Origin of the sequence: Candidatus Mesenet endosymbiont of Agriotes lineatus, assembly GCF_964019585.1 — a bacterium.
Taxonomy (GTDB): Bacteria; Pseudomonadota; Alphaproteobacteria; order Rickettsiales; family Anaplasmataceae; genus Mesenet.
The window spans coordinates 203,702-222,230 of the sequence record NZ_OZ026454.1; the positions used below are offsets into that span (position 1 = coordinate 203,702).

Here is an 18,529-nt window from a genome sequence, read left to right on the forward strand (position 1 = left end):
ATCATACAACTGATATTCTTTGAAATAAGTTAGTATTACTTACCTGTTGTAAAGTAGTATCAGGATTTTTTTGCATCACCCATGGATCATTTCTCTTGTTCAACAGTGGAATAAGAAATTTGTAATCTTCTTCAGTGTAAACTTGTATAGTATTTTCCTTACTAGGAGAATAAGTATATCTTATATCAGCGCACACATCCAACAGTGAGTTAGTAATGTCAACATTACGAGACTTTATTGCTAAATTTAGTGGCGTGCAACCATTCTGATCAACACAGTTTAATCTTGCACCCTTTTTTATTAGTCGCTTAACTATTTCAAGATTTTCTAATTCAACTGCGTGATGAAGAAGTGTCTGATCTTTATTATGCTTTAAGTTTATATCAATATCACATAACATTATATGAATTATATCATGTCTTTTACATTTTACTGCAGAATCAAAGAGCTCATGATACTTTTTACCTATTAAGAGCTTATTTTTAACAACTTTTATCAAGGAATCAAATATTTCAAATTTCCCATATTTTATAGAATAATATAATGTTGATATATCAACAGGAGCGCCGTTTTTTATTAAAAGTTCTACTATTTTGTCCTCATTACATTTTATTGCATAATTGAGTAAGCGTTCACTATTAATGTGCTTAAAGAGTAATTTACTTGCCTCAGTGTTACTTAATAAATCTTCTATTACTTCAGGACTTTGCTTGATATTTTTTAATATGAGCCGTTTAAATCCTTCTTCGGTTGTAATATATTCATTATCTATCCTTAATAAATTAAAAATAGCTTCTCGACTATGCTCTCTTTTTAAGAGATTAATTAATTTCTCAACATTTATAGAGTAGTTATTTACATTCAAAATTTCTGCTAAATCTTGAGCTATATAAGAACTATCAAACTTATTCTTGCTTATACCCTCAAGTAGCTTTATGAATTCTGTTTCACTTTTATGATTTATCTTTCCAATGTGTGAAGGAGAGCTTAGTAGCTTATGTACATTAATTTCTATAGTTATACTAGATTTTTTAGAAAATAAACTTTTTATATATTCTGATAACTTGTGAATAATTGTCATTTTTTGTAAAACTTAAAGATACTTTATTTTAAAGTAAAAATCTTTAATTTCACTTAAAAAGAGAACAGTTTAATTAAATTCTAGCTTAAAGTTATAATTATCCAAATAAGAGTACAAGATAAAAAACTTTATTCTATAATGCTAACTTTCTTTGATAAGCAAATTTTACTAAAAGACTACCGAAAATTAAAATCAGTAGAAATGAAAAAAAGAACAAGTACAGCTGTACTTGTTCTTTTTAGGATACAGTGACTTAGAACCCTCCGTCCATACCCATACCACCTGCGCCAGCACCCATATTGTTATTTTCATCTTTACTTGGCACATCAACAAGAAATGCATGTGTAGTAATGAGTGTACTAGCAACAGATATTGCGGTTTCAAACGCAACTCTAACTACTTTAGCAGGATCAATAACTCCAGATGTGAAAGCATTTGCATAATTCATAGTTTCAACATTATAAATGAGATCTTGATCGCCTTGATTTGATAAGTGATCTAAAATTATAGAACCTTCCTCACCAGAATTTTTAATTATGCGTCTGATTGGAGCAGCTAAAGCCTTCTTTATAACTTCAATACCTGTTTGTTCATCATGATCTTTACCTTTTACAGTTTCAAGTGCACTAGCAGCATAGAATAGAGCAACACCACCACCTGCAACTATTCCTTCTTCAATAGCAGCCCTAGTTGCATGCAATGCATCCTCTACTCTATCTCTACGCTCTTTTACTTCTACTTCAGTTGCACCACCAACCTTAAGTACTGCAACACCACCTATAAGTTTTGCTAGGCGCTCTTGTAACTTTTCCTTATCATAATCAGAAGTAGATGCTGCAATTTGTGTTTTAATTTGTTCAGTACGTGCTTTTATATCCTTGTCATCTTTATCTTTTTTACTAACAATTATAGTATTATCTTTAGTAACTTTAATATTTTTAACGCTTCCTAGATTATCACATTTTAAATCTTCCATCTTTATTGCTAACTCGTCACTAATGACATGTTTTGCACCAGATAGGATTCTTATATCTTCAAGCATCTCTTTCCTTCTATCACCAAACCCAGGGGCCTTAATAGCAGCCACTTTGACTTTTTGTAAATATACATTAAGAGCAAGCATATTTAACGCTTCTCCTTCAACATCTTCTGCAATAATAAATAATGGCCTTCCAGATTGTGCTACTTCATTAAGAATAGGTAGTAGCGATTGTGCTGAGCTTATCTTTTTATCTGCTACTAAAATATAGGGATTTTCAAATTCAACGATCATCTTTTCCTTATTTGTAGTAAAATGAGGAGAAATATATCCACGATCAAATTGCATGCCCTTAGTTTCTTCAATTTCCAAAGCTTCAGACCCTTTACTCTCTTCAACAGTAATAACACCTTCCTTACCAACTCTTTTTACACAATCAGCAATTTTATCACCTATATTTTTATCTCCATTTGCAGAGATTGTCGCTACTTGAGCAATTTCTTTTTCTGAGGAAGAAATATTACGTGACATAGCTTTTAGCACTTCAAGTACTGCATCTTTCGCTTTTAGCATTCCTTCTTTTAACCCAACAGAATTAGCACCAGCTACTATGCATTTCGTAGCTTCTTTTACTGCAAATACAGTTAATATAGAACATGTTGTTGTACCATCACCTACTTTCTCATTACACTGAGAACAACTTTGGTTAAATATAGACATGATAGCAGCCTGTGTTTTGTCTTCAGGCTTGATATTTTTCATTACTTTATAGCCATCTTTTGTGATCTCTGGTGTACCATATGGTTTATCAACTGCAACCGTACGTCCTTTTGGCCCACCAGTAATACCAACTGTTGTATCAACAATTGATGCAACTTCACGTATAGCTTTTTGTAAACGTTCTCCCGACACTACAATATTAGCCATCTTTATCACTCCTTAATATAAAAAAATTAACAAAATAAATATCTTTAAGATATCGGAAAGAAAATTACTTCCCTTCTACAATAGCAAGTACATCAGACTCTTTCATAACAACTAACTTGTCATCCTGCAATTCAACTTCCGTTCCAGCCCATTGACGATAAAAAACCTTATCACCAACTTTGACAGTTAAAGCCATGCGCTCACCTTGTGCATTACGCCCCCCAGGACCAACAGCTTTAACTTCACCCTTTGTTGGTTTCTTTTTTGCTGAGTCTGGTAATACAATACCACTAGATTTTTCTTCTTCATCAAGAGGTTGAATTAATACATTATCATCTAACATTTTCAACATTCTAATTTCTCCCTTAACAAACTTTTAATAACATTACTTCACTTGAAGTACAAGACTAATATACATATTAGCCATTTTCATTTCAAGGCCTTTTTCTAAAATTATTAAAAAATATTAATTAAATACTTAAATTCTTATCAGCAAAATCCCAATTAACTAAATGTTTTAGGAAAACCGATATATAATCAACACGACGATTTTGGCAATCTAGGTAATATGCATGCTCCCAAACATCCATAACTAAAAGTGGAACCTGCTCAGGTGACGGTTGTTCTGCATTTGAGGTTTTAACAATTTTTAATTTATTATTTTCTAAAACCAACCACACCCAACCACTACCAAATTGATTAGCTCCATATTCAGCGAAAGTTTCAGTGAATTTATCCATTCCTCCTAAATCATCTCTTATCTTTCTTGCAATTGCACTTCCATCTTGTGGAGCGGAACCACCACCTTTTTTCATCGATTGCCAATAGAAAGTGTGATTCCAAACTTGAGCTGCATTATTAAATATAGGTGCCTTAGAACTATTATTATGCGTTTCCTTTATTAAGATTTTTAAATCTTCTTCATTGCCCGTAAACCGCCCTTCATATTCCGTTTTTCTTTCCTCTAGCAACAAATTAAGCTTATCTACATAGCCCTTATGGTGTTTCCCATAGTGAAAACTCATAGTTTTAGCCGATATATAAGGCTCTAGAGCATTTTCACCATATGGAAGGTCTGGTAAATTGAATGTCATAATGCCTCATTTCTTAAATTTTACATAACTAACATATACCTTTCAGTAACAATGAGCAAGTAAAACGCTACAGCAACGTTATAATAAATGAGTTTTATTAGAGCTATGTTGCTTAGAATCAGAATTACTGAGATATGGCTGCTGATTTTGATATGGACTATATCCACTAGTCCCTGGTTGATCATAGTACTGACCATTGCTAGTCGATTCTTCATAAGAAGGTGGAGCTGATGGATATTGTTGATTATGCCCCATTTGATATTGTTCATTTTGAGGAGGTTGCTGCTCTCCATACTGACTACCCGATGTGCCATAACTTGGTGAACACCTACCACAACTAATTATTAAATCAACTTCCCTATCAACTAGTGCTTTTTTGTTTGCTTTATTTATAGCTAAATAGAAAAACAGAACTGCGCCCAGTCCAAATATTACAGCATTTAACCCAGTTATCACCTGGAACCCTGTGAAAGCTCCACTACTTATCCCCATAGCACGCTCTAAATTTGGCACAATCATGCCTGAAAGCAAAAGTATTAAAGTTGCAGAAACACTAAATGAAAATATCCCAAGACCAATAGCAGCTGGCACAGAATGCTTATTATTTTCTAGCTTAGCATTTTTTATTTTATACACAGCATATGATAGTAAAAAGTAAGACATCACTGCTGCAAAAATTAAACAAAAAGCAGCAATGCATGATCCAAGCACTCGATCGTTAGATCCATTGTTTTTACGATTAGAATTAGGAACGTTGTAATTATATATATTAGTTGTATTGCCACCACGCCCCCAAAGGCAAGATAAAAGCATAATGTCCCAAAAATCAAATCCTGACTTTTGTTCAATAATAATTGGTTGTATTATAGGTGTATTAGATGTAGCTTGACTGGTATTACTTGAGGCTTGCGGTTGGTTTTGATCATCATTTGATGGACTCTGCTGTTGATGCTGATTACTTTGATAATTACTACGACATCTAGATAAGTACTGACCTAAGCCCTCTTTACTATGACCTGCATTTAGATATTTATATCCTTCCTCTCTAAGATGATTTTTTAATCCTCCCCCCACATTACTACCTTTTACTAAAATAATTAATTAGTAAATTAACATAAATTACAATAAAATCAAGTTAAAGATACAATTTTTCTATTTCACTAATGTATTTTAAGATTGTTATTTACCTGATCAGATGATCAGAGATTAATTCAACAGTACATTTATTTAAAACTTTATTTTTAGTACACCTTCCCTTGTCTAACGGATATGTAGTGCCATTCTTAATAAACGATTGAATAAGTTTTGAACACTTTGATCCAATTTTTTCTTTTTGCTGAAAAATTAACTCAATTATGTCTTTACACTGAGTTTCCTCAGCTAATTCTTCAGTGCTTTTTTCCTTGGGAGAGTGGATTGACCTTCTCTTACCCTCCACATATTCAGCTCCACAACCAATAACTAATTGAATAAGTTCAGTGCATTTTGTTTCAACTGCGTAATGCAAGGTACTATACTTAGGATCATTTACAACTTCAGCGCCGTTTTTAACCAATAATTCAATGATTTTACAGTTTATGTTTTTCAATATTTTTTTTCTCTCTTGATCAGTGTTACAATAATGTTGGTTTGGTATAAGACGTGCTATAGCAGCATGGAGAGTATGCGTAAAACTAATGGTGCTGCTATCAAGATCGAAATAATGTTTTTCTCTTACATCTTTTTGATTTAAAGGTTTGCCTCTTTTTTCGAGGATGAGTTTTATAATCTCCAAATCATTACCAATAATAGCAATGTTTAGACTATGACCTAAATTCATGAAATTAAATGCTATATCTACTTCACTAATCTCCTCATAACTCAAATTTTTAATTTCATATTGGCCATTATCTATATTCTCTCTTAGTTGTTCTGGAGTTATCTTATTAAACATGATTTTCTCAATGTATTCATGATCTGACATATTGAGGATTTGAGTTATTTATTATAATTTAGGCATTAATATATTAATGATTTCTTGTCAAGAATTTAATTAAAAAAATAAACTAATAGTAAAAATTTATAATTAAAATAGTATAAATTATAACCTTATATCTAATAAAAAGAGGGAATAAAACAACTTGAGTGACTTATGCAGTATAATGATGTAAGACTTTAAAATATTGGAAATAACGTAAGATGAATAACATTAGGAATTTTGCCATTATTGCTCATATAGACCATGGCAAATCTACTTTAGCTGACCGTTTAATAGAATATTGCAATGGCCTGGAGGCAAGAAAGATGGTAGATCAAGTCCTTGATTCTATGGATATAGAACGCGAACGTGGGATTACAATTAAGGCACAAACGGTGAGACTTAAATATGCAGTAGATGATGGTAATACATACTATCTTAACCTTATGGATACGCCAGGGCATGTTGATTTTTCCTATGAAGTAAGCAGAAGTTTAGCAGCATGTGAGGGTTCACTGCTTGTTGTTGATGCCAGCCAAGGAGTTGAGGCACAAACTTTGGCAAATGTATATAAAGCTCTTGATAACAACCATGAAATTATAGTTGTGCTCAATAAAATTGATCTACCTGCTGCTGATCCTGAGAGGGTAAAATCACAAATTGAAGAAATAATTGGTATCGACGCAAGTGATGCAGTTTTAATTTCGGCTAAAACTGGTTTGGGTATAAAAGATGTACTAAATGCAGTAGTAAAAAAGCTGCCACTGCCAAAAGGTGACGTAGGCGCTCCTTTGCAGGCGATCTTGGTTGACAGTTGGTATGATGCTTATTTGGGAGTGATAATTCTCGTTAGAGTTAAAAATGGTACACTTACTAAAGGCATGAAAATAGTTATGATGTCAAATAATTCTACATATCAAATAGATAACATTGGCATTTTTACACCTGAAAAAGTCATGACAGAAAAATTATCAGCTGGAGAAATTGGTTTTATTACGGCATCAATTAAAGAAGTTGCTGACTGCAGGGTGGGAGATACAATTACTGAAGAAAAAAGACCATGTGCTGAAGCCCTACCAGGATTTAGACAAACGACCCCTGTAGTTTTTTGCAGTATATTTCCAAATTCATCTGATGATTTTGAATATCTGCGTGATGCACTAAATAAGTTGCATTTGAATGATGCAAGTTTTACTTTTGACACAGAATCATCAAATGCACTTGGTTATGGGTTTCGCTGTGGTTTTTTGGGGATGCTGCATTTAGAAGTCATACAAGAAAGACTAGAAAGAGAATTTGACTTGGATCTTACAGCGACAGCACCAAGCGTTATCTATAAGGTAAAAATGAAAAGTGGACAAAATCTAGATATACATAACCCAAGTGATATGCCAGAACCAAATAAAGTACTATCAGTTGAAGAGCCATGGATCATTGCTTCCATTATGGTACCAGATGAACATTTAGGATCAATTTTGACGTTATGTAACGAGAGAAGAGGAGAACAAGAAGATTTATCTTACATAGGTAACACAGCACTGGTAAAATATAATTTACCCTTATCTGAAATTATTTTTGATTTTTATGATAAGCTAAAATCGATTTCAAAAGGTTATGCAAGCCTTGATTGGGAGTTTAGCGAATACCGCGAAAGTCAAATAGAAAAACTAAACTTTTTAGTCAATGGTGAATCAGTTGATGCTCTAGCCTGTATAATCCACAAAAGTAGAGTAGAACAAAGAGGAAGAGAAATATGCTCTCGTCTTAAAGATTTAATACCAAGACAACAGTACAAAATTGCAATTCAAGCAGCAATTGGCAGCAAGATCATTGCCCGTGAGACCATAAATCCGTATAGAAAAGATGTTACAGGTGGTAAGATCAGTGGGAAAGATAGAAAAATGAAATTACTTGATAAACAAAAGAAGGGTAAAAGGAGATTACACGCCGTTGGTAATGTTAATATTCCACAAAATGTGTTCATACAAGCGCTCAAGCTTGATAATTAACTAAAATACAAAAAAGTTATATTAAATATGTAAAAATTTACTCCAATATTGTATTGCTTTTTTTACTTTTTATTTATAAATATAGGTTCCTTCATTTAATATCAAGTCTTACGAGAAATAAGGGATAATAGGAAGTAAGAAGAAAAAATCTTTTTAAAGTTAAAAATGATGGATGAGCAAAAAGCAATCGATAAGGGAATGGTTGTAGTATATAAGGCTGAAGTAAAGGGGGAGATGAGAGGATAGGAGACTACAATCTGTAAAAAAGTACAGCAAGTATTAAAAATATACAATATTAGCAGAGAAACGCTGATGGGGCAGATAGTGTAGCTAGGACAAAGCCAAATAAGGGGAAATTAATGATAATTATTACCATTTTAGTAATAAAAATTAAAAGTCAACCTTAAGATCTTTATCTTTAATTTGCAGTATAGCTATAAGTCCTATCAGGGCACAAAAAATCATGTAGAAACTAGGGCCGATTTTTATTTGTTTCATAAGCCATGTGCATATAAATGGACCCAATCCTCCGAAAAATCCAGCTGCTATATTGCGTGACAAACTCATACCGCAGTATCTTACCCTTGTTGGAAATAATTCACACATAGTAGCACTCACTGGCCCTAAAGATGCTGCTATTGGTACCATAAAGATAAAATATGCTACTGTAACAATTAAGTTATTACTACTACTTAGCATAAACAGTGTTGGTATACTGATAATAGTAAACGTTATGAACGCTGGAATCATTACTTTTTTTCTACCTACCACGTCAGACAGCATTGCAAACAATAGTGTCAATATTGCTAATGAGACCTGACTCATAATTTCAATTGTATAGAGAAAATTATTATTTAATTTAGCAACTCCTTCTATAAAGATTTTAAAAAATACCAAAAACATATAGAGCGATGCATTTTCAACAATGTCAATTCCTACAGCTATAAGAACAGGTTTTTTATAACATTTGATAAGTTCCATAAAGGGAGATTTAGATAATTTATCATGCTTTTTACTAATCTTGTATGCAGGACTTTCACTTAGTATATACCTAAGATAGATGCTGACTAAGCCTATAAACAAACCAAAAGCAAAAGGCAATCTCCAACCCCAAGAATCAAAATTAGATATTTTTTGACATATAAGTATAGCTGCTAAACTCATAGCTGAGCCAATTATTGCGCTCAATACTTCAATGCTACCAAAAAATCCACGTTTTCCACCAGATGCATGTTCTATTAAGAACGTTGCATTGCCAGCTTCGCCTCCAAGTGATATTCCTTGAAGTAGGCGTAGTATAGTTACTAATATTGGAGCTAATATTCCTACCTTTTGATAACCTGGTATTATAGCAATTGTTATAGAGGATATTGACATCAGTATTATCGAAAAGAGCAAAGCTATCCTTCTTCCATATTTATCTCCAATATAACCAAATATTATTGCGCCTAAAGGCCTCATCAAGAATCCAGCGGCAAACACACCAAGGGCTGCAATTAGGCTAACATAATAGTCATTGTTAGGAAAAAAAGTGTTGCTAATTATGCTAATTAAACTACCAAAAAGCATGTAATCATACCATAGTAGAGTATTGCAAATTATACTGAGAAATATTACTTTTTTAACCTGTAACTTGTCCATAGTAATGTTTTTAATCTAAACTAATCACTTATGCTGCAAATTTTCAGAGATTTTACAGACCGAAAATAACGCTCTTAATGCTGCATATCTCCTATAATAACAAGAACACTAATGAAAATAAATATGTTTTTAAATAAAGCACGAAAAATAAAAAATTTACTTGCAGGTGGCCTCTATAATAAAAAAAAGTTTTATGGATACTAAATTTCTTCTGTAAATATAAAATTTGCTACTTGGAGAATTGACTAGTGCCAGACAAAATATTAACATATAATAACTTTATTTTTTAGAAATTTAAATTGTCAATTAATCCTTTAGATCAGTTTAAAATATTCAGTGTGATAAAATTACCTACTGTGTTTGGGTATAATATAGATTTTACAAATTCATCCCTATACATGTTAATTTCAGTTATCCTTGCAGCTTCTTTTTTCTTATTTGGCATAAGAAAAGCTACCATAATACCTAATTATTGGCAAACTGCAGTGGAATTTGTCTATGAGTTTATTGTTTCACTTCTTGAGAGTAGTAGCGGAAAGGAAGGGTTAAAGCATATACCACTAGTTTTTACAATATTTGTTTTTATCGCAACATGCAATATTGTCGGTATGTTACCTTTGCCTATGAGTTTTACTGTAACAAGTCATATTATAATCACTTTCGCTCTTGCAATGATAGTTTTTTTTAATGTAACAATCACTGGATTTAAGCAGCAGGGACTAAGTTTTTTACGCATATTCCTACCACATGGTACTCCCTTATGGCTAGCTCCAGTGATGATTTTTATCGAACTGTTTGCTTATCTTGCGCGTCCTGTAAGTCTTGCAATTCGTCTGGCAGCAAATATGGTAACAGGTCATACAATAATAAAAGTAATAGCTAGTTTTGTTACTCAAATAAATGTATTTCTTGTGCCTTTACCATTTGTGTTTATTATGATGCTAATTGGTTTTGAAGTGTTTATAGCCATTCTGCAAGCATATATATTTGTGGCGCTTACATCTGTATATCTCTCAGATGCAGTAAGCAAACATTAATTGACTTTAAGTGTGTTATTATATACTTTTATTAAAGTTGAGTTAATTTAAAGGAATTTGTATGGAGTCTTTAAAATATATAGCAATTGGCTTAAGTGTATTTGGAATGCTGGGTGCTAGCCTTGGTATTGCAAATATATTTTCTACCATGTTAAATGGTATAGCAAGAAATCCTGAATCTGAAAGCAAGCTAAAAACATATGTTTATGTCGGAGCAGCTTTAGTTGAAGGAATGGGGTTATTTGCTTTTATAATTGCATTATTGTTAATATTTGTAGTTAAGTAATGCCACAACTGGATTTCTCTACTTATTTATCACAATTATTTTGGTTTACTATCTTCTTTTTTTTACTATATCTGGTATTGAATCATCTTGTTTTGCCAAAAATTGAAATTGTAATAAGGAAAAGATATGAGACAATTGATAAAGCAATAGGTAATGCATCTTCCTTTTGTGCTATTGCTGAGTATAAGATAGAAAATCGAGCACAAATCTTACAAAAGACACAATTAGAAGCATCAAAAATTATAAGTAATGCGGTCAAAAAAGCTGAGCTTTTAGAGTGTAACATGAAAAATTTATTAGATGTTGAAGCTATTGAAACGCTAGGTTTGGTTGATAAAGAAATAGAAAATTATAAGATAAAAGTGCATAATCAGCTTTTAGAAATAGCAATTTCTGTAGCTGCAATCTATTATGAAAAATTGGTTAATTCTCATATTGAAGATTATGACAAATTAAAAGTTATTACTAATTCGTTATTTAAAGAAGGTTCATTATAATGTCTGCATCGTCAATTATTCTTCTTGCATTTATTATGGTTTGCATATTTGGATGTAAACCTGGTTATAAGTTTATCAGTAATTTTTTAAGCAAAAAACGTAGCTGTGTTCATACAAAAATAGAGGATTCTTTAAATGTGGAAAAAGAGTCATTATTTTTTCTAAACTCTGTACTACTAAAAAATAAGCATATTCAAGAAGAAATAAGAAGGATGATAAAAAATGCTAACCATGAAGCAGACTTGATTATAAAAAATAAGGAAAAACAAATGGAAAAGATGCTTGATAGCTATCAAGATCTTATTATCTCTAAAATAGATAATAAAATTTCAGAAGCAGTGCAAAAGTTAATATCTGATTCAGTAGTAGTTGCAGCAAAAACAGCAGAAAAATTAATTCAAGAATATGTAAGAGACGAAAACAATAATAGTGAAGTTATTTCTTCTTTATCACGCAATTTAAGTAAAAAATTGCATTAATGTGCAGAGAAATTGATATATCCAAAATAAAGTTAGATTACGATATTTGGAGTATTAATGATAAGCTTTACTATTATAAATTTGGCTTATTGCCTTGGCAAAGGCTAAACAATATTACTTTTATTATAGTAAGTGATATTGATCACCGAGCCACAAAATGGTTAAAAGAAAAATATAGCAATAACTTCATTTTATTTAAATCAGATTATAATAAAATTATTGATTCCCTGAACACTTTCTTTGGCTATACAGAATTTTCAATAAACTATTTGTACTATAAAAATGATAGATTTTCAGCTAAAGATATAAAGCTTAGTTCTATAATCTACGTAATATTCACTCTTCTTATCTCTACCTTGGCTTTAATAAAAGGTTTTGCTGCAGTTTCATTACTAATTATATTATTTATTTCCTCTTCTAGTACATTATTTCGGTATATAATAATTCTGCTTGGTTTTTGCAATAAAAAAGCAAGCTCAAAGTATGAAGATGATAATGAGTTGCCAATATATACAATACTTTTACCTATTTTGAATGAAAATAAAGTTATTAAGCAGTTAATTAACAACATAAGTAACATTGATTATCCAAAATCTAGACTAGATGTGAAACTTATAGTAGAGGAAGATGATAAAGAAACTATAGAGAACTTAAAGGAATTTAATTTACCAGAAAATTTTAAAACTATTATAGTGCCAAATTCGTTTCCTAAAACAAAATCTAAGGCATGTAATTACGCCTTATGCTTCTCTAAAGGAGAATACGTTGTTATCTACGATGCCGACGATATGCCAGATCATCTGCAGCTAAAAAAAGCTTTAGCTGAATTTAAGCAAGAAGATAGTCAGTTGGCATGCGTGCAGGCAAGACTTGGTTATTACAACTGTGATTATAACCTTTTAACAAAATTTTTTTCTTTAGAGTATACTAGCTGGTTTCATTATCTATTATTTGGTATGCAAAAAATTAATATACCAATACCCCTGGGCGGTAGTAGTAATCATTTTAGGATGGAGGCTTTAAAAAAAGTGCACTCATGGGATGCATATAACGTTACTGAGGATGCTGATCTTGGTTTAAGACTTGCTTCGATGGGATATTATACTAAAGTTATCGACTCGGAAACTTTGGAAGAATCACCAATCAGTATATTTGCTTGGATTAAACAGCGTGCTCGTTGGATAAAGGGCTATATTAAAACTTATATAGTCCATATGAAAAATTTAAAACAGTTATATCAAGTAACTGGACTAAAGGGAGTTTACTATTGAATTTTTTCGTTGGAAGCACAGCTTTTACTTTCTTCACCACTCCATTTTTACTCGTATCTCTTATATCTATACAATACTTCAATCAAGTGTTTTTATACTACTTTATTTTTACATACACCATAAATACTGTTACTCTTTTTGCCGTAATAAAAGAGAAAAAGATGAAAGCAAACTTTTATTTGTTAGCTATAATCTTTCCAATATATTGGTTGCTACATTCAATTGCTAGCGTTATTGCTTTTTGGGAATTAATAAAATCTCCTCAGCATTGGAATAAAACCAAACATGGGTTTCATTTATGAGAAAAGAGCCAGTAGCCATTTGGCTTTTTTTTTGCTGCATAATGATCATTGTAATGATATTTATTGGTGGAGTGACAAGACTTACAAAAGCTGGTTTATCAATCACTGAATGGAAGCCAATAACAGGAATATTGCCACCACTTAATGAAAATCAGTGGCTTTTGGAAAAAGAAAAATATCAGAAAACTCCTGAATATAAAATTTTTAATTATAATATTGATATAGAAGATTTTAAAAAAATTTATTTAATAGAATACATACATAGATTACTTGCAAGAATTACTGGTCTTGTTTTTTGTATACCGTTTATCTATTTTTTTATAAAAAAAAAATTGCCTAAAGCACTAATTATAAAATTATCCATAATCTTTACATTAGGACTTGTACAGGGTTGCGCTGGGTGGTACATGGTAAAAAGTGGGCTAGTGAGTCAGCCGCATGTCAGCCACTACAGGTTGGCTATGCACTTGGCCTTAACGCTTATTATTTTTTCTATGCTGTGGTTAGCATTTGTAAGATACATAACGGGTCAAAAAAATAAAGTAGAAGTTAGCACCAGCAGTATAGTGCTTTTAATATTAAGCTTAAGTTTAACTTTTATACAGATAATATACGGTGCTTTTGTCGCTGGGCTTAATGCAGGGCTTATTTATAATACTTTTCCACTGATGGACAATCAAATTATACCACGGGACCTATTTTTTATGGAGCCAAAATGGCTTAATGTTTTTCAAAATAGTGTGGCAGTACAATTTATACATAGGAATTTAGCATTTATAATAATAATTATAGCTATATTTGTAGCAGTAAAAAATAGGAGAATGAAGTCTTTGCTTATACTACTACTATGCTTTGTTGTACAAGCAACTTTAGGAGTAATAACTCTGCTGCTAAAAGTACCGATAATTTTTGCCTCAGCGCATCAGGTGTTTGCTTTTATATCGTTTGCAATGAACTTATATATTCTAAAGTGCGTAAAACTAAAGCAACAAAACAAATGTTGGTAGGAACAGGAAAGCTAGTAAAAATGAAATACAATTTGGCAGTCTATTGGTTAAAAGCTGTATTGGGAAAAGCAGAAACTTGCTAAGATAATAAGCAAAACTCTAATAGTGTATGCATGAAGTTGATATTGATAAAGGATCATATTGAGAATATAGATGTATTCCAAGAAAAAAAGGCAATTCAACATTTGTTCTACAAACCATCTCCATAACAACTAAAGCTTTTATGCTCTACAATATGTGAATCTTTGAAAAAATCAAAATTTAAAAAAGATGTACACATAATTTATAGCCCACCCACTAGGTTCTGTGAACAACCATGAAATTCAAAAATCCCATAAAAACCATTTATCAAATCTACAAAAAATCCTGCTGAAATTTTTTATTTTTCTGAATTACTTGTACAATCATTGCACTTCCCTGTTGGAGGAATTTGCATTTCTTGTTTTTAAGACTTGCTACAAAATATCATATACAGTGGAAACCATTTTTAATCAGATTTTGTTCCTTTGTCCTGATGTTAGGGTAAATTTTAGGGGCTTGATCTTCAGTTATATCCAAGCGTGAGATCGGACTATTGTCCTGCTTTTTAAGAATGCAAAAATTTGTTCCTATTTTGTCTCTTGTATGTATTCGGTCCATATTAATTCACGTTTTATATTTTATCTTATATAGCTGTTCACAGAGCATAGAATTAGAAAAATTTTATCCTATTCATAAATTTAGCTGTATCTTTTAATAGTTCTGTTGCTAATGGGATTTGCTATAATTATTTGTATAGCATTAATATCTCCAAATTTTTCCCTTTTGCTATTAATCCTCTCAAATTTATATCATTTCTTTTCTTGTACACCTAAGTGATTATTTATTTAGGAAAATCACAATTAATAGATTGTAACTGATGGTATGTTTTTTGTTTTTTTATAAAAATTTTATTTTGAGTACGCAAGTCAATCGCTTTCCAGTTGTTTTTCATTATGTTTAATCCACCGTGTAATTTGTTTAAACAATTCCATGCATCGTTTGGGTTATCTTGTGATAATCTGACTTCAAGTCCGTTATTAAAAATAATATTCCAATCTCGCATATAATTAAAAGAGCTTATTTGTTGGCTAAGTTCAGTGTTACTGTTTACCACTGCTTTTACAAAATCTAATCCTGATAAAGCATTATTACCAAAAATAAGAACCAGCCCATCAACATAATAATCATTAATAATCACATAACCTGTAGAATCAATAACCGAAAATTGATTGCCATGATGCCAAATAGCAAATGGCTTATATTCTTCTATACTAATAGCTATAGTGTTTGGTAATATTCTTTGAACATCAACATTCTTTATCCACCTATTAGACAATTCAATGTTACGCTTGATCTTTAGTAAAGATATAAATAAAATGGGCTTGCTTTTATCTATAAATTCTAAGACCTCTTCTTTACTGACAAAGTGATTTCCTTGTAAAGATATAGTATTGATACTCAAACCCCAATTAACCAATATATCAGATAATTTGTTATTGCACTTAGCAACTACAGAGTTTACATAGGTAGTTATTCTACCTAGATAATTAGAAAAAAATAATGAAAGTGAAAATAGAATAATAACGATAGCAGTATATTTATGTAAAACACGTAATTTGCTCTTTTGTGTATAAGTTACATCTTCTTTGTTCATAAACTACTCTAAACATATACCCCCAAATTACAATATTACCTAATGCGCAAACAACTTTAAGCCTATGATCCCTATTATTATTAGGGAAATACATAAAACATGTGCTAAATTGCTAGGCTCATTGAACAATACAACTCCAAGTATTGCTGTACCTACGGAGCCAATACCAGTCCAAACTGCATAACACGTCCCTAGGGGAATAGAACGCATAGCAAGTGCAAGAAGATACAAACTAACGGGTGTAGTAAGCATTACTCCAACTGTAGGCCAAAGACGCGTGAACCCATCACTATATCTTATCCCTAAAGTCCAAATTATTTCGATAATTCCAGCAATTAATAAGTATAACCAATTCATACAGTCTAATTTTTACTTGTCTCTTTACTATGCGGGCGAGTGACCAGGATTGAACTGGCGACATTTAGTACCACAAACTAACGCTCTACCAACTGAGCTACACCCGCCATCTCTTAAGTTAATAACTTAATAACACATTCAATAAATATGGTCAACGACTTCTTTTTACAACCACTAAAAGATTTTTTGATAATCATCTAACTGCTAAAGCAGTAAATTGTAAGCAAAATAATCAAAAAATATAGGATTTTGATCTTATTCCTTTCCCTTAACAAAGAAATTGAGTCTGCTTTTTCTACATACATGATAATGCGCAAAAACAAATACAAAAAATTAAACAATATCTATACCATTAAAAGTGCTAAGGATGAATAGCCTATCTTCAAATTAAGCAAAAGAAATTAGATCTAAATACAAGAAAATAAAATATCACTTTATAAGTTGATAAGCATAGCATTGTATATTAACTGCTATCATAAATTTGGGGGATTTATGTCACTTGATGATGAATTAATTAATGCAGTTAAAAAATGCTGTATAAATGGTGAAGAATACAAGAAAAACATAGAGGAAGTACGTTCTTTACTAGAGAAAGGAGCAAGTGCTAACGCTGTGGATAATTGGTTCCATAAACTAACAGTTTTGCTCTGGGCTGCTGAACAAGGGAAGAAAGAAGTCGTAGAACTACTTCTAAAGCATGGTGCAGATATTAATAATGGTGGTGAAAAAGGAAAACCAACCGCGACACCTTTACATGGAGCTATTGAAAACAAGCATGAGGAAGCTGCAATATTTCTTATAGAAAAGAGTGCAAATATACATGCTAAGGATCAGCACGGATCAACACCTCTACATGCTGCTGCTTGTGAAGGGCTAGGAAATTTAGTAAAATTACTTTTAGATAAGGGAGTGAATGTTCACATCCAAAACATTCACAAATACACTCCTTTGCATAGAGCAATGTATCCTAATGCAGATCCACAAACAGTAAGGCTGCTTTTAGAACATGGATCAGATATTAATACCATAGGTAATTGTGGTAGCACACTTATATCATCTTATACTATATGGACAAAACCTCTAGAAAGTTTCTTCCTACTTCTACTTTTCGGTGCTGATGTAAATAAAGAATCTGAGTGTGATAGAAATCAAATAAACACAGAACCCTATCTCAAAAGTTGTTTAGCAGCATTTGAAGAAATCGAAGCAATGCCTAATTTAAGTAGATTGGTAAAGACATATAGAAATCAGGATAAGAAGGAAAATGCAAAAGTTATTGCTAGTTACATAAACAGTAAAGCTAATGGACAAGAATTAATTGAAGAGTTCAAAACAATTAAGGAAAAATATAGCTCTGATGAGCAATTATCTTTTATACCTGAGTGTGTGTTAGGTTTTATTGAGTATATCACTCTAAAATTTTTAAAATTTCATACAAATAATAAAAAGGCTATAAAGCTATTGTTAGAATCAAAAGATGGTATTAAAGTAACCAAAGCAGTACTAGTTGATAGTAAAGTAACTGGTAAAACAAAAGATGAGTGTGTAAAACTACCTAATGAAATAATACAAGAAATATCATCATATTTGAATCTAAATGAATTAAATTTTGATAATGTATTATTAGCTCTTAGTAAAAAAGCAGATGTGTTTTTAAACAAATTAAAAAATATTTATGAAGTGCCAAGTGCTGCATTAGCTGAACCTCAGCCAGAAGCAGCTTCTGTACAAAGCAAGAATATTGCATGAGTTTAAGTTGGGAAATTTTGTATAGAGCCTCTAAATTTATTAGGTTTTAAATATGGGTGGTTTTTGAAAAATTTTTGAAAAAATAATAAAATTCTGCAAATTTTCTGCTTCCATGGTAATAAATGTATATGATATAAAGAGAGAGCCAATCTGGAGAGATTGAGGCTGTAGAGGCGGCCTT

17 protein-coding genes and 1 tRNA gene are annotated in these 18,529 nt (G+C 31.6%); 8 read left to right on the top strand and 10 right to left on the bottom strand.

The window, feature by feature from the left end:
• Position 1 precedes the first annotated feature (1 nt).
• The 6 genes from AACL19_RS01010 to AACL19_RS01035 all read right to left on the bottom strand — a co-directional run bounded on the left by AACL19_RS01010 (position 2) and on the right by AACL19_RS01035 (position 6,044).
• Positions 2 to 1,081, bottom strand: coding sequence for an ankyrin repeat domain-containing protein (locus AACL19_RS01010; RefSeq protein WP_339045957.1), 1,080 nt, complete (start codon positions 1,079 to 1,081; stop codon positions 2 to 4).
• Between the two features lie 253 nt (positions 1,082 to 1,334).
• Positions 1,335 to 2,987, bottom strand: a complete 1,653-nt coding sequence (gene groL, locus AACL19_RS01015) for a chaperonin GroEL (protein WP_339045959.1) — start codon at positions 2,985 to 2,987, stop codon at positions 1,335 to 1,337.
• 64 nt (positions 2,988 to 3,051) lie between these two features.
• Positions 3,052 to 3,339, bottom strand: a complete 288-nt coding sequence (locus tag AACL19_RS01020) for a co-chaperone GroES (RefSeq protein WP_339045961.1) — start codon at positions 3,337 to 3,339, stop codon at positions 3,052 to 3,054.
• A gap of 118 nt (positions 3,340 to 3,457) precedes the next feature.
• Positions 3,458 to 4,081 carry a superoxide dismutase gene (locus tag AACL19_RS01025; protein ID WP_339045963.1) on the bottom strand — a complete coding sequence of 208 codons (624 nt, stop codon included), beginning with the start codon at positions 4,079 to 4,081 and terminating at the stop codon, positions 3,458 to 3,460.
• Positions 4,082 to 4,159: 78 nt separating this feature from the next.
• Entirely contained in the window at positions 4,160 to 5,155 is a 996-nt protein-coding gene (locus AACL19_RS01030; RefSeq protein WP_339045965.1) for a DUF1761 domain-containing protein, read from the bottom strand.
• A gap of 109 nt (positions 5,156 to 5,264) precedes the next feature.
• Entirely contained in the window at positions 5,265 to 6,044 is a 780-nt protein-coding gene (locus AACL19_RS01035; protein ID WP_339045966.1) for a hypothetical protein, read from the bottom strand.
• A gap of 215 nt (positions 6,045 to 6,259) precedes the next feature.
• Here AACL19_RS01035 and lepA point away from each other — a divergent pair, with 215 nt between their 5' ends.
• Entirely contained in the window at positions 6,260 to 8,047 is a 1,788-nt protein-coding gene (lepA, locus tag AACL19_RS01040; protein ID WP_339045968.1) for a translation elongation factor 4, read from the top strand.
• Between the two features lie 390 nt (positions 8,048 to 8,437).
• Here the strand turns inward: lepA and AACL19_RS01045 are convergent, their stop codons facing one another.
• Positions 8,438 to 9,688: an MFS transporter gene (locus AACL19_RS01045; RefSeq protein ID WP_339045970.1), complete on the bottom strand. Its 1,251-nt coding sequence runs from the start codon at positions 9,686 to 9,688 to the stop codon at positions 8,438 to 8,440.
• Between the two features lie 299 nt (positions 9,689 to 9,987).
• On the opposite strand from AACL19_RS01045, the gene AACL19_RS01050 reads away from it, so the two are divergent.
• From AACL19_RS01050 to AACL19_RS01075, 6 genes are all read left to right on the top strand, one after another.
• Positions 9,988 to 10,725: a F0F1 ATP synthase subunit A gene (locus tag AACL19_RS01050; RefSeq protein ID WP_339045972.1), complete on the top strand. Its 738-nt coding sequence runs from the start codon at positions 9,988 to 9,990 to the stop codon at positions 10,723 to 10,725.
• A gap of 61 nt (positions 10,726 to 10,786) precedes the next feature.
• A complete protein-coding gene (locus tag AACL19_RS01055; protein ID WP_410519861.1) occupies positions 10,787 to 11,011 on the top strand; it encodes a F0F1 ATP synthase subunit C in 225 nt (74 codons plus the stop codon).
• Positions 11,011 to 11,508 (top strand): hypothetical protein, encoded by a 498-nt coding sequence (locus AACL19_RS01060; RefSeq protein ID WP_339045974.1) that lies wholly within the window; start codon positions 11,011 to 11,013, stop codon positions 11,506 to 11,508. The genes AACL19_RS01055 and AACL19_RS01060 overlap by 1 nt, the downstream gene beginning before the upstream one ends.
• Positions 11,508 to 11,987 (top strand): hypothetical protein, encoded by a 480-nt coding sequence (locus AACL19_RS01065; RefSeq protein WP_339045976.1) that lies wholly within the window; start codon positions 11,508 to 11,510, stop codon positions 11,985 to 11,987. Before AACL19_RS01060 ends, AACL19_RS01065 begins: the two co-directional genes overlap by 1 nt.
• Positions 11,987 to 13,258, top strand: coding sequence for a glycosyltransferase family 2 protein (locus tag AACL19_RS01070; RefSeq protein ID WP_339045978.1), 1,272 nt, complete (start codon positions 11,987 to 11,989; stop codon positions 13,256 to 13,258). Before AACL19_RS01065 ends, AACL19_RS01070 begins: the two co-directional genes overlap by 1 nt.
• 298 nt (positions 13,259 to 13,556) lie before the next feature.
• Positions 13,557 to 14,567, top strand: a complete 1,011-nt coding sequence (locus tag AACL19_RS01075; RefSeq protein ID WP_339045980.1) for a COX15/CtaA family protein — start codon at positions 13,557 to 13,559, stop codon at positions 14,565 to 14,567.
• Positions 14,568 to 15,429: 862 nt separating this feature from the next.
• Here AACL19_RS01075 and AACL19_RS01080 read toward each other — a convergent pair.
• The 3 genes from AACL19_RS01080 to AACL19_RS01090 all read right to left on the bottom strand — a co-directional run bounded on the left by AACL19_RS01080 (position 15,430) and on the right by AACL19_RS01090 (position 16,706).
• Positions 15,430 to 16,242, bottom strand: coding sequence for a cell division protein FtsQ/DivIB (locus tag AACL19_RS01080; RefSeq protein WP_339045982.1), 813 nt, complete (start codon positions 16,240 to 16,242; stop codon positions 15,430 to 15,432).
• A 39-nt stretch (positions 16,243 to 16,281) separates the two neighbouring features.
• On the bottom strand, positions 16,282 to 16,599 hold the full coding sequence (locus tag AACL19_RS01085) for a multidrug efflux SMR transporter (protein WP_339045984.1): 318 nt from the start codon (positions 16,597 to 16,599) through the stop codon (positions 16,282 to 16,284).
• A 34-nt stretch (positions 16,600 to 16,633) separates the two neighbouring features.
• Positions 16,634 to 16,706 (bottom strand) — tRNA-His (locus AACL19_RS01090).
• A 385-nt stretch (positions 16,707 to 17,091) separates the two neighbouring features.
• Between AACL19_RS01090 and AACL19_RS01095 the strand changes: the two genes are divergently transcribed.
• The gene (locus AACL19_RS01095) at positions 17,092 to 18,348 is read left to right on the top strand and encodes an ankyrin repeat domain-containing protein (protein ID WP_339045986.1); all 1,257 of its coding nucleotides are present in this window, start codon (positions 17,092 to 17,094) and stop codon (positions 18,346 to 18,348) included.
• Positions 18,349 to 18,529 lie beyond the last annotated feature (181 nt).